The 16471-nt window shown below is 40.0% G+C and carries 3 protein-coding genes, 1 pseudogene and 1 CRISPR repeat array; all 4 genes and pseudogenes read right to left on the reverse strand.

Going from position 1 to position 16471, the window contains the following annotated elements; all coding sequences use genetic code 11:
- Nucleotides 1–129: 129 nt before the first annotated feature.
- The gene (locus FFM78_RS11640; protein ID WP_137638592.1) at nucleotides 130–2259 is read right to left on the reverse strand and encodes a HelD family protein; all 2130 of its coding nucleotides are present in this window, start codon (nucleotides 2257–2259) and stop codon (nucleotides 130–132) included.
- A gap of 211 nt (nucleotides 2260–2470) precedes the next feature.
- Nucleotides 2471–2911 (reverse strand): DDE-type integrase/transposase/recombinase, encoded by a 441-nt coding sequence (locus FFM78_RS14025; RefSeq protein ID WP_223877068.1) that lies wholly within the window; start codon nucleotides 2909–2911, stop codon nucleotides 2471–2473.
- Nucleotides 2908–3321: an IS3 family transposase gene (locus FFM78_RS14030; protein ID WP_223877069.1), complete on the reverse strand. Its 414-nt coding sequence runs from the start codon at nucleotides 3319–3321 to the stop codon at nucleotides 2908–2910. The genes FFM78_RS14025 and FFM78_RS14030 overlap by 4 nt, the downstream gene beginning before the upstream one ends.
- Nucleotides 3322–3356: 35 nt before the next feature.
- A pseudogene (locus FFM78_RS11650) lies at nucleotides 3357–4054 on the reverse strand (helix-turn-helix domain-containing protein).
- Nucleotides 4055–4331: 277 nt separating this feature from the next.
- Nucleotides 4332–16116: a CRISPR direct-repeat array (repeat unit 36 nt; unit sequence GCTATTGATTCCTTCAGTTTTCAGCTAAAATAGATC).
- The last annotated feature ends 355 nt before the right edge of the window (nucleotides 16117–16471 follow it).

Raw genomic sequence — 16471 nt, forward strand, 5'->3', positions numbered from 1 at the left:
TCCTTGAATTAATTCAAATACAGCCTTAATTTTTGTTTCTTTTGAAAACATGATAAAACCCCCAGATTTGGATTTCTCCAATTCTGGGGGTTCAGTTCACTGTCTATCAGGCTTACAGTCCCTTTTGCTTTATTTTTTAAGCGCGTTAAAAGCTTGCGTAATTAACGGCTGAACCTGCCCTGTGGCAAATAATTCAACGGTTTGCGTGGCGCGCGAAATACCTGTATACAATAAACGTTTTAATAACGTTGGCGACACCGCACTTAACGCGTTTTGGCCAACATCTAACAACAAAACCCGATCAAATTCTAGCCCCTTTGCTAGCCGCAACGGCAAGATCACCGTTTGACCAGTGGTCGTGGCACTGTTTTTGACCAGCGGCAACGTTGGCTGCTGAGCCCTTAACGCCGCATAAATAGGGTCAACTTGTGTGGCGGCTAGTGTGACGATTGCTGTCGTGCCAGCTTGCTCGGTGCTTAAGGCCTGACTAAGCGCCGTGATCATTGCCGCAAAGTCGGCACTTTGATGCAACACCGGCGGCCGCCCATGCCGTTGTACTGGGACGACCTGCAAATCCGCGGCGACGGCGAATTCACGAAAAAGCGTCGTCACTTCCTGCGTCGACCGATAACTTTTATTCAACGCAACGATTTTGACCCGCTTATTTTGCGCCGCTAATTGGTCCGCCACCTTTTCAAAACCAGGTGTCGTCGCATTAAGCGCCTGATTTTCATCCCCAAGCAAGGTCAGCTGCGCTTGGGGAAATAACGCAGTGAGCAACTGCAGTTCTTCCAACTGATAATCCTGCAGTTCATCGACTAATAGAAATTTGATCTGTGGGTAACTGAATTTAGTTAGGCGCACCAACAGAAAAACAAAATCAGTTAAACTAGCTGCCGTTTGGGGTAATAATTCGTGCAACCAGGCCGGCCAATCCAGCCAAGCATAAGTGGCGATCTGGGTTGCGCGCTCCTGTAATTGATAACGCCGCAACTGCCGCGCATACCGGTGCAATTGCCGCTCATTGTCAGCCTGCAACGGCTGGCCAAAAATAGTGTTTTGTTGGGCCAGCGATAAATTATCTAAGGCGGTCAAAACGCGGTCATCAGTTGCGGCGGCCCTAATTTCTTGCTCTAATTGCCGCCGTAAATTAAGCTGAACCGACTTTAACCGCTCGGCCAAGGTCGCCGTTACCGGTGTTCGCGCGTAGCTGGCCGCTAATTGCGTGGCGGTGACCCAATCCGGCAACGATTTAAACAAGGCAGCAGTGACGTTTAACTTGGTTAACGCTAAGCGCAACTGCTCTAAGTGACTGGCTTGCGTTGACCAAGCTGGCATTACCGCGGCCGTGCCGAGCAGTTGCTGCTGCATTTGTGTCAGTAGCTGTTGCAACGTCGCCTGCCAAGGATTGGCCTCGCCTAAAGTGGGCAGCACTTGGGAAATGTAGTCCGTGAATAATTCATTCGGGGTGAGCAATAAAATATCACTGGCGCGCACCGTTTGCCGCTGCCGGTACAACAAATACGCGATCCGCTGGATGACCACCGATGTTTTACCACTACCGGCAACACCGCGAATGATCAACGCTTGTGTCTGCTCATCACGGATGATCGCATTTTGCTCCTTTTGGATCGTCGCCGTGATCGCAGTTAAATGTTGCTGATGCTCCTGGGACAAAACCGCGATCAACAACGGATCTTCCACCGCGATTTGACTATCAAAATAACCTAACAACTGCGCGTGATCAATTTTAAATTGCCGCCGCGCTTCAATCGTTGCCGCGATCGTTTGCCCATTGGCCTGATATGAACTGGCCCCTAGCACTTGATCGTAGTACAACCCGGCAATCGAGGAACGCCAATCATACACCAGATCAGTTGCAGCCCGCGTTTGGTACCCAGTGACCCCAATGTAAAATGGCGTGCTTACAGCAGGTTCATCAGCAAAATGCACCACGACTTTGCCAAAATAAGCTGCCGGCAACAGCAACTTGATCTGCCGCAGTTTATTGGCCAGCACACTAGCAGAAAAATTATATTGATCAATTTCGCGGTTCATCGCTTCCAGCGCCGCAAAAGTATCCAACTTATCCGTGACGGTAGCCATATTTAAGCTGGAATCCTGCGCGAATTGCCCTTTCATAGCCACCGCTTGCTGCTGGTTGCGCTGCTGTTGTTGCAAATAAAACGCCTGCTCAGCAGTTAATTGTTGGTACACCTTGCGAAGCCGTTGCTGTTCTTGCGCTAATATTGTTGTCATTCGCTGACCCCCTTGATCGCTGCTAAATCCTGTAGGTTGCTAGCATACCAGCTTTTTAAGCGCAGAAACAGTCTTGTATTACTTAATGATTTGCAGGATAATTAAGTTAAGGAAGTCCTGTAGTGACGAATGGGGGTTAACTGCCAAAGGTTGAAAGTATCAAAATAGGCCGTAACGGCTCTGCTCCTTGTCAAGTAGACAGGTCAAATAATTAAAGTCTTATGCACTTTTTTGAACGGCATGTTTCCGGTATTCTTCCGGGGTCATGCCGTTTAGCGTTAGTTGCCGGCGTTCCCGTATTGTGCCAGGTGATGTACGCCTTGATGATGCTGATAAGCTCGATTTCTGAAAGGGGCTCCTTAAAAGCCAATTCCTCTGTTTTCAACTGGCTCCAGAAGCACTCCATTGCACTGTTATCACCTGGCGTTCCTGGACGCGACATACTGTGCACGATGCCTTTCCCGGATAATAGGGTGTTATAACTACCAGCGGTGTAGGCTGAACCTTGATCAGAATGAGGGATCTGCGGCTTTACACCGTGGGTTGATTTCAAGGCCTGTGTGAGCGCTTCTGATACTAATTGCGTTGTCTCGGTACTCGCTACTCGCCATGCAATAATACTGTGATCATAAAGGTCCTTGATCGCACTCAAACGTAATCGTTGCTGCTTATCTGGTCCGAACCTCGGCTCGCTACAAAATCAGTTACCCAGGTCATGTTTGGTCGCTCAGGAGCGAAGTCATGGCTGCTGTCTGCGCAAAGTAATTTATTGGCAAGGATACACTCTTTCTTTTCTGCTTTACGATCGCGCTTGGCCACACGAATTGATGGTCGGATACCGTTACGCCGCATGATACGACGTACACGACCTCGACTGACATGATAAGACGTTTCCTCATTGAGATACATCGTCATGGTATGGACACCATAAATGTAGTTTTTTGACTCTTCTCGTTCAATGATATAGGCTAAGATTGCTTCATTTTCAAGTTCATGTGCCGTTACTTTACGGTGCGTCCACTTGTAGTATACAGCACGAGATACACCAACGTATTGGCACATGAAACTAATCCTGTGTACTTGATTGGTGTCGGGATTTATTTTTTGTGCGAGTGCTTGAACTGTGAGGTATTTTTCTTCTGCCGAACATCCATCCCTTCGAACTCTTGGATTTTTTTTAGCACAGCGACCTCCGTCGAAACATGGGCTAACCGGGCCTTGAGCCGCTTGATCTCTAGTCTCTTAGTTCCATTTCGGTCAACTGGCTAGTGTCTTTCTTGGTTTTGCCGCGGCGGTCTGCGAGTGCGTTGGGACCGCCTTGCTTAAACTTCTTGACCCAAGTATACACTTGCCCATAGGACACATTAAACTGCGTAGTCACAGCGACGTAGTTCATCTCGTTGGCAATGACCCATTGCGCGATCTCGATACGTTCGACCTGTTCAGTCTTCCAGCCATCTTTCATCGGGGTAGTCCTCCTGGTGGCTGTGAGTGATTTACCGCTAGTATACCGTTTGACCCACTGATAGACGACAGAATTATTGGAAATATCGTATTGTCGCGCAAGCCTGGAATACGATGTGCCACCGGCCAAATAGGCTTGGACCACCTCAAGTATCAGTTCCTTTGAGTAGACGTGCTGTTGATGTCGGTCACGTAATGAATCTACACCTCCGGTATTGTAGCGTTCAATCCACTGGGCCACCTTTGAATCGTGCACACCGTACTCCTGCCTAATAGCCCTGGCCGACATCCCGCCTTGCACCAATTTAATATAGAAGAGCCTTTCTTCCACACTATATCGCGAACATTTTCAGCCCATAAAAATACTCCTACCTAGGTAGGAATATACGCCCCGAAGAACCCAGAAATCAAACTGCCTAATTTTTAATATTTACTTGTGCGGCTGACAGGGACCCAACCAGAATACAGGCATCAGGCCATGGCAGCTTAACTTAAAATATAAATCGTCTAACTTTTCTATTGCACTTCAACTTGGGTATGGAGTAACTATTTAACTTTCAACCTTTAGTAAAATAGATCAAGACCGCACAAGATGGCTGGCTAGACTGGCTATTGATTCCTTCAGTTTTCAGCTAAAATAGATCGAAAAGCACGCACCTATTGCGTGTGATCTGGCTATTGATTCCTTCAGTTTTCAGCTAAAATAGATCCATTCTTGGTTCAAGGCTTTCAGCTGGAGCGCTATTGATTCCTTCAGTTTTCAGCTAAAATAGATCAGCCAAATATCCATCAAATATAAAATGTAAGCTATTGATTCCTTCAGTTTTCAGCTAAAATAGATCTGACTGGAGTGTTAGTCATGGCGAGTTGTTGCTATTGATTCCTTCAGTTTTCAGCTAAAATAGATCCTAACCCAACTTGGTCATCTCCAATGCCAGAGCTATTGATTCCTTCAGTTTTCAGCTAAAATAGATCCTAATGGAACTGTATACGTATCAAATACTCGCTATTGATTCCTTCAGTTTTCAGCTAAAATAGATCAACTTTAATTGTGTCATCTTCATAAGCAACGCTATTGATTCCTTCAGTTTTCAGCTAAAATAGATCAAGACTTATGGCAGTGTTGCTAAAATGACAGCTATTGATTCCTTCAGTTTTCAGCTAAAATAGATCCAATCCGTTTTGGACTGAAACTTATGGCGGCTATTGATTCCTTCAGTTTTCAGCTAAAATAGATCAACCAAATCTTAAAGGACACCGCTAAATATGCTATTGATTCCTTCAGTTTTCAGCTAAAATAGATCTGGGCGAACGAACTTTTCTTCGTCCTCAAAGCTATTGATTCCTTCAGTTTTCAGCTAAAATAGATCAAACGGCTTACTCTACACCGTGACTTTTGAGCTATTGATTCCTTCAGTTTTCAGCTAAAATAGATCTGGTTGCTCATTTAGATAAGCCTCAAACTTGCTATTGATTCCTTCAGTTTTCAGCTAAAATAGATCGGATCAACAAATTAATGTTTGGCTCAATGAGCTATTGATTCCTTCAGTTTTCAGCTAAAATAGATCCAAAGTGTGCTGTACAATAAACGGCCTTTTGCTATTGATTCCTTCAGTTTTCAGCTAAAATAGATCTGAAGACATGCTTCGGAAAGCATTACCTGAGCTATTGATTCCTTCAGTTTTCAGCTAAAATAGATCCAGGCAAGCTAAGGAGGAAATAAAAATGGCGCTATTGATTCCTTCAGTTTTCAGCTAAAATAGATCTTGGTTCGTGCTGTCCTGTGAAGGTTGAGCGCTATTGATTCCTTCAGTTTTCAGCTAAAATAGATCTGTGCGATTTTTGAATGGTTATAAGCTTGAGCTATTGATTCCTTCAGTTTTCAGCTAAAATAGATCAATCAAAATCATGGGCGCTGCCCAAACTCGGCTATTGATTCCTTCAGTTTTCAGCTAAAATAGATCGCAAACTTGTTGTAAGCAACGATGACAGCGGCTATTGATTCCTTCAGTTTTCAGCTAAAATAGATCACCGTCTTTGTCAACGACAATAGGCTGCTGGCTATTGATTCCTTCAGTTTTCAGCTAAAATAGATCATGGGCATGAGTGATGAGGACATTGACTTAGCTATTGATTCCTTCAGTTTTCAGCTAAAATAGATCACAAGTCACCGAGTTGGATCTGGATTTAGTGCTATTGATTCCTTCAGTTTTCAGCTAAAATAGATCTTCTCAAACCGGTTTAATAAGTTACCAATAGCTATTGATTCCTTCAGTTTTCAGCTAAAATAGATCATAAAACTGATAGCCGCTACCAACCAGAGGCTATTGATTCCTTCAGTTTTCAGCTAAAATAGATCCATCTTTTTAATTGGGTCTGCTACTGATGGGCTATTGATTCCTTCAGTTTTCAGCTAAAATAGATCAAGACGGCGACTATGAAGTAGTCATGAGCAGCTATTGATTCCTTCAGTTTTCAGCTAAAATAGATCTTAGTGTTCTCTTTCAAATCCTTAGTCGTGGCTATTGATTCCTTCAGTTTTCAGCTAAAATAGATCCGAACCCATTAACATAGGTCATACCTGAATGCTATTGATTCCTTCAGTTTTCAGCTAAAATAGATCGATTGTAGCATGTGACATCGAATCCGATACGCTATTGATTCCTTCAGTTTTCAGCTAAAATAGATCGGACATAACGTGGCTGCACTCATAATTTCGCTATTGATTCCTTCAGTTTTCAGCTAAAATAGATCGCTAGCTGGTATAGCAGCTTAGTCTCAAAAGCTATTGATTCCTTCAGTTTTCAGCTAAAATAGATCAATAGAGAATCTAATATATGCAACATTAGAGCTATTGATTCCTTCAGTTTTCAGCTAAAATAGATCAAAACAAAGACAAGAAGCCTGCCAATGGCGCTATTGATTCCTTCAGTTTTCAGCTAAAATAGATCGGTGTCGTTGTACTTAAATTGTGCCCGACCGCTATTGATTCCTTCAGTTTTCAGCTAAAATAGATCAAATGCCAAACGTAAAACTCGCTACATCGAGCTATTGATTCCTTCAGTTTTCAGCTAAAATAGATCAGCAACAAATGCAACAGTCGCAGCAACAGAGCTATTGATTCCTTCAGTTTTCAGCTAAAATAGATCTTCTCGTCTTCGGTAAGCTCAGGTTCCTCAGCTATTGATTCCTTCAGTTTTCAGCTAAAATAGATCGCGCGAGCAATAAAATAGCCGGCACAAGGGGCTATTGATTCCTTCAGTTTTCAGCTAAAATAGATCTACCTTGATTATGATAAGACCAGAACACCAGCTATTGATTCCTTCAGTTTTCAGCTAAAATAGATCTTTTAAATCGCCGTCAAAACCACACTTAAGGCTATTGATTCCTTCAGTTTTCAGCTAAAATAGATCGGCAAATGCTGATTTACCTACTGCCGGCCGGCTATTGATTCCTTCAGTTTTCAGCTAAAATAGATCATCGGTGGCGCAATGGATTTATTCTCAAAGGCTATTGATTCCTTCAGTTTTCAGCTAAAATAGATCCGGGAAGGTTAACTTGTCAGACATTGCAATGCTATTGATTCCTTCAGTTTTCAGCTAAAATAGATCATAGTGGCATTAAATATTGCAAAAGATAAGGCTATTGATTCCTTCAGTTTTCAGCTAAAATAGATCTAATCTTGAAGCATTAGAAACCGCCCTAGAGCTATTGATTCCTTCAGTTTTCAGCTAAAATAGATCTAAGCCCATATAAGTGTTTTAAAGATGTGGGCTATTGATTCCTTCAGTTTTCAGCTAAAATAGATCATCAATTTTCAAATGCGCAATGATGGTACGGCTATTGATTCCTTCAGTTTTCAGCTAAAATAGATCCCAGTACCGGCGCTATCGCAATTACATTACGCTATTGATTCCTTCAGTTTTCAGCTAAAATAGATCTTTCAGCGAAGTAACAAGCAACAGCTTAATGCTATTGATTCCTTCAGTTTTCAGCTAAAATAGATCTCAATGGCAACAATATAATAATGCTCACGAGCTATTGATTCCTTCAGTTTTCAGCTAAAATAGATCAGTCAAGCTCCACTCACGATCATCATCTGGGCTATTGATTCCTTCAGTTTTCAGCTAAAATAGATCGGTAGATAACTGTGTTTCCTTTAGCGTCATGCTATTGATTCCTTCAGTTTTCAGCTAAAATAGATCCTAATCCGGTTATTTGCGTTTTTCTTGATCGCTATTGATTCCTTCAGTTTTCAGCTAAAATAGATCGCAGTACGAAATGACAAGTACCTGTTACAAGCTATTGATTCCTTCAGTTTTCAGCTAAAATAGATCCGTGCCGCCTATGGTGTGGTTCAAAAGCTAGCTATTGATTCCTTCAGTTTTCAGCTAAAATAGATCAAGGCGACCGGTATCGTTCTCGATGTTGATGCTATTGATTCCTTCAGTTTTCAGCTAAAATAGATCATTGGGCATTGTAATCAAACCGACAGACGCGCTATTGATTCCTTCAGTTTTCAGCTAAAATAGATCATGCCAGTTTTGATACCCCACTTGAATTACGCTATTGATTCCTTCAGTTTTCAGCTAAAATAGATCATATAATTAGTGTTGCTAATACCATTTAGGGCTATTGATTCCTTCAGTTTTCAGCTAAAATAGATCATTGTAGTGTGACGCCTAACGATACCAGTTGCTATTGATTCCTTCAGTTTTCAGCTAAAATAGATCCAACCGGCGTCATGATTGGCGCTAGTATTGGCTATTGATTCCTTCAGTTTTCAGCTAAAATAGATCGCGACGATTTTAGTGATGTCGTAAAAGTTGGCTATTGATTCCTTCAGTTTTCAGCTAAAATAGATCGATTTCACCAGATAATTGCCAGCGTATACTGCTATTGATTCCTTCAGTTTTCAGCTAAAATAGATCTTTAACAAACCCCACTGCCTTTAGCTCAGTGCTATTGATTCCTTCAGTTTTCAGCTAAAATAGATCGGAGTTTAAACTATGGTTAGCAACTAACCAGCTATTGATTCCTTCAGTTTTCAGCTAAAATAGATCCTCGAGTCATTGTGAGCTTTAACAAGTAGCGCTATTGATTCCTTCAGTTTTCAGCTAAAATAGATCGCTTTTGAACCGCAGCCAGCTAAAGCATCGGCTATTGATTCCTTCAGTTTTCAGCTAAAATAGATCGGCGGCATCAGTCATATATGGCAGCAGTTTGCTATTGATTCCTTCAGTTTTCAGCTAAAATAGATCAAGATTAAAAATCATACAAGTTGGAAACGGGCTATTGATTCCTTCAGTTTTCAGCTAAAATAGATCAACAGTTTGTCGAACAGCGCGAAGCTGGGAGCTATTGATTCCTTCAGTTTTCAGCTAAAATAGATCCCAATACCCGTAACCCGATTAAGGCAGTCAGCTATTGATTCCTTCAGTTTTCAGCTAAAATAGATCTTATGACCACGACTTCTTTTAGCTAACGACGCTATTGATTCCTTCAGTTTTCAGCTAAAATAGATCAAACTTGAAAAGTTATCGCAAGCCGATCGCGCTATTGATTCCTTCAGTTTTCAGCTAAAATAGATCACAAATTAATAGCGTGGTTGGTTTAACCGTGCTATTGATTCCTTCAGTTTTCAGCTAAAATAGATCCAGATGAGCTAGAAACTGAAGATTATACAGGTTTAACCGTGCTATTGATTCCTTCAGTTTTCAGCTAAAATAGATCAGCTAAATGCAGTGGGGTTTGTTAAATGAAGCTATTGATTCCTTCAGTTTTCAGCTAAAATAGATCCTAATCATCATGCTGTGGTTTACGGGTGCGGCTATTGATTCCTTCAGTTTTCAGCTAAAATAGATCGACGAGTTAAAAAGGAAGCAGCAAGAACTGGCTATTGATTCCTTCAGTTTTCAGCTAAAATAGATCAATGGGCGATATTGCAACCCCATGGTCACCGCTATTGATTCCTTCAGTTTTCAGCTAAAATAGATCTTCAGTCTGGTAGGTGTCGCCCGCTAGCTCGCTATTGATTCCTTCAGTTTTCAGCTAAAATAGATCATAAAAATTGTTATATAATGCAGCAGTGACAGCTATTGATTCCTTCAGTTTTCAGCTAAAATAGATCTGATGGTCTTTTTTATTTTGGTGCACCGACGCTATTGATTCCTTCAGTTTTCAGCTAAAATAGATCGTTGTCCCGCCTGAATAGTCATCTGAGTCAGCTATTGATTCCTTCAGTTTTCAGCTAAAATAGATCTTTAGTCGATTGATATGCCCTAGAATGTTTGCTATTGATTCCTTCAGTTTTCAGCTAAAATAGATCAATGGTTCGGCAGATGGCAGCTTACTTTGAGCTATTGATTCCTTCAGTTTTCAGCTAAAATAGATCGCACGTAAGACCTGCTTGCAGGCAAGCGCTGCTATTGATTCCTTCAGTTTTCAGCTAAAATAGATCTTCCAATTGAGCTTGACCTAGATAAACCTGCTATTGATTCCTTCAGTTTTCAGCTAAAATAGATCCGGCAACTATCTATCAACTAACGACCAAGTGCTATTGATTCCTTCAGTTTTCAGCTAAAATAGATCCGTTGGTGTAGTTTCTTAAGCAAGCCCTAAGCTATTGATTCCTTCAGTTTTCAGCTAAAATAGATCCCCCCCTCAAAAGACACCCAGGTAACCGCAGCTATTGATTCCTTCAGTTTTCAGCTAAAATAGATCTTATTGCTAGCAGTTGGTCAACCATTGAACCGCTATTGATTCCTTCAGTTTTCAGCTAAAATAGATCTTTGCTATTGGGGACTTAATCAGCGAGATGGCTATTGATTCCTTCAGTTTTCAGCTAAAATAGATCTGGCGCGATCAATTGGGCAGCGATATGGACGCTATTGATTCCTTCAGTTTTCAGCTAAAATAGATCTTTAGGAGGTGAGATCAGTGGCAAAAGGTAGCTATTGATTCCTTCAGTTTTCAGCTAAAATAGATCTTATCAGGGTTATCAAGCAGGACACCATCGCTATTGATTCCTTCAGTTTTCAGCTAAAATAGATCCAAACCAATTTGGATAAGACCAACAAAACCGCTATTGATTCCTTCAGTTTTCAGCTAAAATAGATCGTGAACAATCCTGATAAGCAAGTGGAACGTGCTATTGATTCCTTCAGTTTTCAGCTAAAATAGATCAATGATGAACTGATTGCCGAATTACAGGCCGCTATTGATTCCTTCAGTTTTCAGCTAAAATAGATCGGGGCGAACACAGATGTTGAAGCTTCCAACGCTATTGATTCCTTCAGTTTTCAGCTAAAATAGATCTTCAATTTTTCGTATAAAGACATGTCCTGCGCTATTGATTCCTTCAGTTTTCAGCTAAAATAGATCAGCTATCTCGCTAGCTCTACTAGCGTATTGGCTATTGATTCCTTCAGTTTTCAGCTAAAATAGATCGCGGGCGACCGTTTGAATAGCTTGATCAGGCTATTGATTCCTTCAGTTTTCAGCTAAAATAGATCACCCAAATCACATAAATTCATATTGACGCCGCTATTGATTCCTTCAGTTTTCAGCTAAAATAGATCAGTCAATTCAAAGTTAAAACCATTATGATAGCTATTGATTCCTTCAGTTTTCAGCTAAAATAGATCCTTAGCTGACTTGATTGCAAAGTAGCCAGCGCTATTGATTCCTTCAGTTTTCAGCTAAAATAGATCGTCTGAACTACCACCAATGGCAAGGTCATTGCTATTGATTCCTTCAGTTTTCAGCTAAAATAGATCATCTGTTCTATGTACCATTTTGGCTTAAACGCTATTGATTCCTTCAGTTTTCAGCTAAAATAGATCCAGCTAGTGTAGCGACTACAGCTACTAGTAGCTATTGATTCCTTCAGTTTTCAGCTAAAATAGATCTGTGATAGATCCATATGTTGGGGTGGACGGCTATTGATTCCTTCAGTTTTCAGCTAAAATAGATCTTAATTTACTCATCCAAACGCCCCCTTCCGCTATTGATTCCTTCAGTTTTCAGCTAAAATAGATCCAAAACTGTAAAGAATTATGCCTTGGATGAGCTATTGATTCCTTCAGTTTTCAGCTAAAATAGATCGCCTGAACTAAAGTTTCACGATTGTCGTATGCTATTGATTCCTTCAGTTTTCAGCTAAAATAGATCAGTGGCAAGAAAAAGATTTATTTTAAAGGTGCTATTGATTCCTTCAGTTTTCAGCTAAAATAGATCGTGAGGGAAGTGCTTATGGGCGTTAAGGAAGCTATTGATTCCTTCAGTTTTCAGCTAAAATAGATCAAAGTCCCAAATTGAATAAGATAAGACCAAGCTATTGATTCCTTCAGTTTTCAGCTAAAATAGATCAAACATGATGAGGTCGTGGATAAGGGGACGGCTATTGATTCCTTCAGTTTTCAGCTAAAATAGATCGGTACATCAACTGACACATTTAAAACAGCGGCTATTGATTCCTTCAGTTTTCAGCTAAAATAGATCGATAAGTCGGAACGTTTGTGGACTCGCAATGCTATTGATTCCTTCAGTTTTCAGCTAAAATAGATCATTAGAAACTTTCGAAGCGAACCGCCGCGTGCTATTGATTCCTTCAGTTTTCAGCTAAAATAGATCTCATCTGTCATCAACTCACCTCATTCACAGCTATTGATTCCTTCAGTTTTCAGCTAAAATAGATCCGGATCCCTTTGCTTATGATATGCGGGAAGGCTATTGATTCCTTCAGTTTTCAGCTAAAATAGATCGGAAAATTTATGCAATTATATGTACTCGACGCTATTGATTCCTTCAGTTTTCAGCTAAAATAGATCACAGGTAATGAGCTATACCTGGTACCCATTGCTATTGATTCCTTCAGTTTTCAGCTAAAATAGATCATTACAGTTGATCCGACTAACGCAACTGATGCTATTGATTCCTTCAGTTTTCAGCTAAAATAGATCAGCAAAATACTTTAGCAACTGGAATTATTGGCTATTGATTCCTTCAGTTTTCAGCTAAAATAGATCGCATTTTACTGGCTTCACTTTGCAATCACCGCTATTGATTCCTTCAGTTTTCAGCTAAAATAGATCTGGACACTTACCCAACGTTGGTAGTGTCGGGCTATTGATTCCTTCAGTTTTCAGCTAAAATAGATCGTCGGTGGCAATTGATATTATTCCGCTGCTGCTATTGATTCCTTCAGTTTTCAGCTAAAATAGATCTGGATTTCAGTAAGCCTAGTCTTTTCACTGCTATTGATTCCTTCAGTTTTCAGCTAAAATAGATCGTAAAGGACAGAGTACTTCATTTGAGTTGGGCTATTGATTCCTTCAGTTTTCAGCTAAAATAGATCTTAGCACGACGCTTCTTATCCTTGCACCACGCTATTGATTCCTTCAGTTTTCAGCTAAAATAGATCACTGGTGGGTCAGTTAAATTATTAGCCGGTGCTATTGATTCCTTCAGTTTTCAGCTAAAATAGATCCGGGTGATATCGGTCCAACTGGTCCCCAAGGCTATTGATTCCTTCAGTTTTCAGCTAAAATAGATCTTGGAGGCACCGCTGACTTTAAGATTCCAAGCTATTGATTCCTTCAGTTTTCAGCTAAAATAGATCTGCCAATACTCCGTCTTGTTGTAAATTAAGGCTATTGATTCCTTCAGTTTTCAGCTAAAATAGATCATAATGTTGATTACTGAACCAACAGAGGAGGCTATTGATTCCTTCAGTTTTCAGCTAAAATAGATCATAATCATATCTTGCATTGATGGACTAAGGCTATTGATTCCTTCAGTTTTCAGCTAAAATAGATCTGGTTCAGGAAGAATATCCTATACATTTGTGCTATTGATTCCTTCAGTTTTCAGCTAAAATAGATCATGACTGAGCGAGTGTTCATGACTGAGAAGGCTATTGATTCCTTCAGTTTTCAGCTAAAATAGATCCCAGAATTGGTGCACGCCATGCGGCAGTTGGCTATTGATTCCTTCAGTTTTCAGCTAAAATAGATCCAAAAAGTAGCTGCTACTCAAACCAACAGCGGCTATTGATTCCTTCAGTTTTCAGCTAAAATAGATCAGCCTGCTGATAATACTCTAAAGACCATGTGCTATTGATTCCTTCAGTTTTCAGCTAAAATAGATCTTATCTTGGTGTCGAGCAGACGGAAGTCACGCTATTGATTCCTTCAGTTTTCAGCTAAAATAGATCACGGGAGTTCTGCTTAGCTTGCCTTTGTTCGCTATTGATTCCTTCAGTTTTCAGCTAAAATAGATCGGCAACTCTTATGATAAGGATGATTGGAGAGCTATTGATTCCTTCAGTTTTCAGCTAAAATAGATCCAAACTCTGCATCACTCCGTAGGTTATCTTGCTATTGATTCCTTCAGTTTTCAGCTAAAATAGATCCGGTAGGCAATCATTACTTCTTTTGTTAAGGCTATTGATTCCTTCAGTTTTCAGCTAAAATAGATCGATAAAGGAACAATGTAATAAGCATCTGTTGCTATTGATTCCTTCAGTTTTCAGCTAAAATAGATCCGCAACAACAGCGGATAGTAATGCGACAGAGCTATTGATTCCTTCAGTTTTCAGCTAAAATAGATCATGCACTAGCGAAAGTGTTTTGATTGGCAAGCTATTGATTCCTTCAGTTTTCAGCTAAAATAGATCCAGGACGAAAGGTGGGACTGATGTGGGTAAGCTATTGATTCCTTCAGTTTTCAGCTAAAATAGATCAACATAAACTTCTTTGCCCGTAAAAATGTCGCTATTGATTCCTTCAGTTTTCAGCTAAAATAGATCTCTCGGACATTAAGGGCACTTGCTGGTAAGCTATTGATTCCTTCAGTTTTCAGCTAAAATAGATCAATAGATCGTCATTCAAATCACCCTTTCATGCTATTGATTCCTTCAGTTTTCAGCTAAAATAGATCAACAATATTGAGGGATTTAAAAAAACAAGTGCTATTGATTCCTTCAGTTTTCAGCTAAAATAGATCTCCAAACAGTAGTAGCAACCGCTACTACTGGCTATTGATTCCTTCAGTTTTCAGCTAAAATAGATCGGTTTCTATTCGGTGTGCTCCGTTTTTTTTGCTATTGATTCCTTCAGTTTTCAGCTAAAATAGATCTTAGCCGATGTGGTTGGGCGCATGATGGTTGCTATTGATTCCTTCAGTTTTCAGCTAAAATAGATCAAAAATAAAGTTATCACGCATGCAAGCAATGCTATTGATTCCTTCAGTTTTCAGCTAAAATAGATCACCAGCAGTAATCAATGCAATCATGTACCAGCTATTGATTCCTTCAGTTTTCAGCTAAAATAGATCAGCAACTGAATCGTGAAGAGGTGACTGACGGCTATTGATTCCTTCAGTTTTCAGCTAAAATAGATCTCGAGGACACAATGGCATCGATTGATGATGGCTATTGATTCCTTCAGTTTTCAGCTAAAATAGATCAACAAAACTGGTTCAACATTATCTGGCAACGCTATTGATTCCTTCAGTTTTCAGCTAAAATAGATCTGAGTACAAATCGCCATTATATGATTACTAGCTATTGATTCCTTCAGTTTTCAGCTAAAATAGATCGCTGGGATTATTAAGCACGTATATTCGTTTGCTATTGATTCCTTCAGTTTTCAGCTAAAATAGATCGTATTTGTATGAGCACTTCGACTTGTCAACGCTATTGATTCCTTCAGTTTTCAGCTAAAATAGATCTCATTCCCTGCTAGTAGCTGATTAATTAGCGCTATTGATTCCTTCAGTTTTCAGCTAAAATAGATCGGTGTCAAGTAAGTACTCAACAGCAACATAGCTATTGATTCCTTCAGTTTTCAGCTAAAATAGATCAACGGATATAAAGTTATGACAGTAACGCCAGCTATTGATTCCTTCAGTTTTCAGCTAAAATAGATCGCAGGGTCGACAAAACTAACAGCCTTTTTGGCTATTGATTCCTTCAGTTTTCAGCTAAAATAGATCTAATTAAATTCACTTCCTTTTATTAATAAAGCTATTGATTCCTTCAGTTTTCAGCTAAAATAGATCTCCCCGTGGCATCATTAAAATAGACGCGAAGCTATTGATTCCTTCAGTTTTCAGCTAAAATAGATCATGGGTCATCGTATCAATTGTCTTTTGCATGCTATTGATTCCTTCAGTTTTCAGCTAAAATAGATCTTTGGATATTTAAAGGGCGAATTTGATGTCGCTATTGATTCCTTCAGTTTTCAGCTAAAATAGATCTACCTTAACGCGCATGGCCAACGATAGGCTGCTATTGATTCCTTCAGTTTTCAGCTAAAATAGATCAATAAATAACCGCCCATTGCGTTCTTAATCGCTATTGATTCCTTCAGTTTTCAGCTAAAATAGATCTAGTGTAGTAAATGAGCCTGGTATCACGCGGATATCGGGCTCTTTTGCTTGCCCTAAAATTAGACAACGGCCAATCAAAATTACTAGCCCCATTTGGTAACCCTAAGTATTGCCTATCCACATTTTATCCTGTGATTTACTATTCATCAGTCCAAACTATTTTGACTAATTTAAAGACAAAATAATTTTTTCTTTTCTATTTATCTAGAATAGATTAATTTCAAAAAAATAAGCCGTATAGCCGCGTTGAATCCGTTTTTTTAATATTGAAAAATATTTCCGATAACATTTATATCATCTTATTTAGCTATAGACGGCAAGGAATTAATATAACTCTATGAAGAACGAAGATAAT

Origin of the sequence: Loigolactobacillus binensis (genome assembly GCF_005405165.1) — a bacterium.
Classification (GTDB): Bacteria; Bacillota; Bacilli; order Lactobacillales; family Lactobacillaceae; genus Loigolactobacillus; species Loigolactobacillus binensis.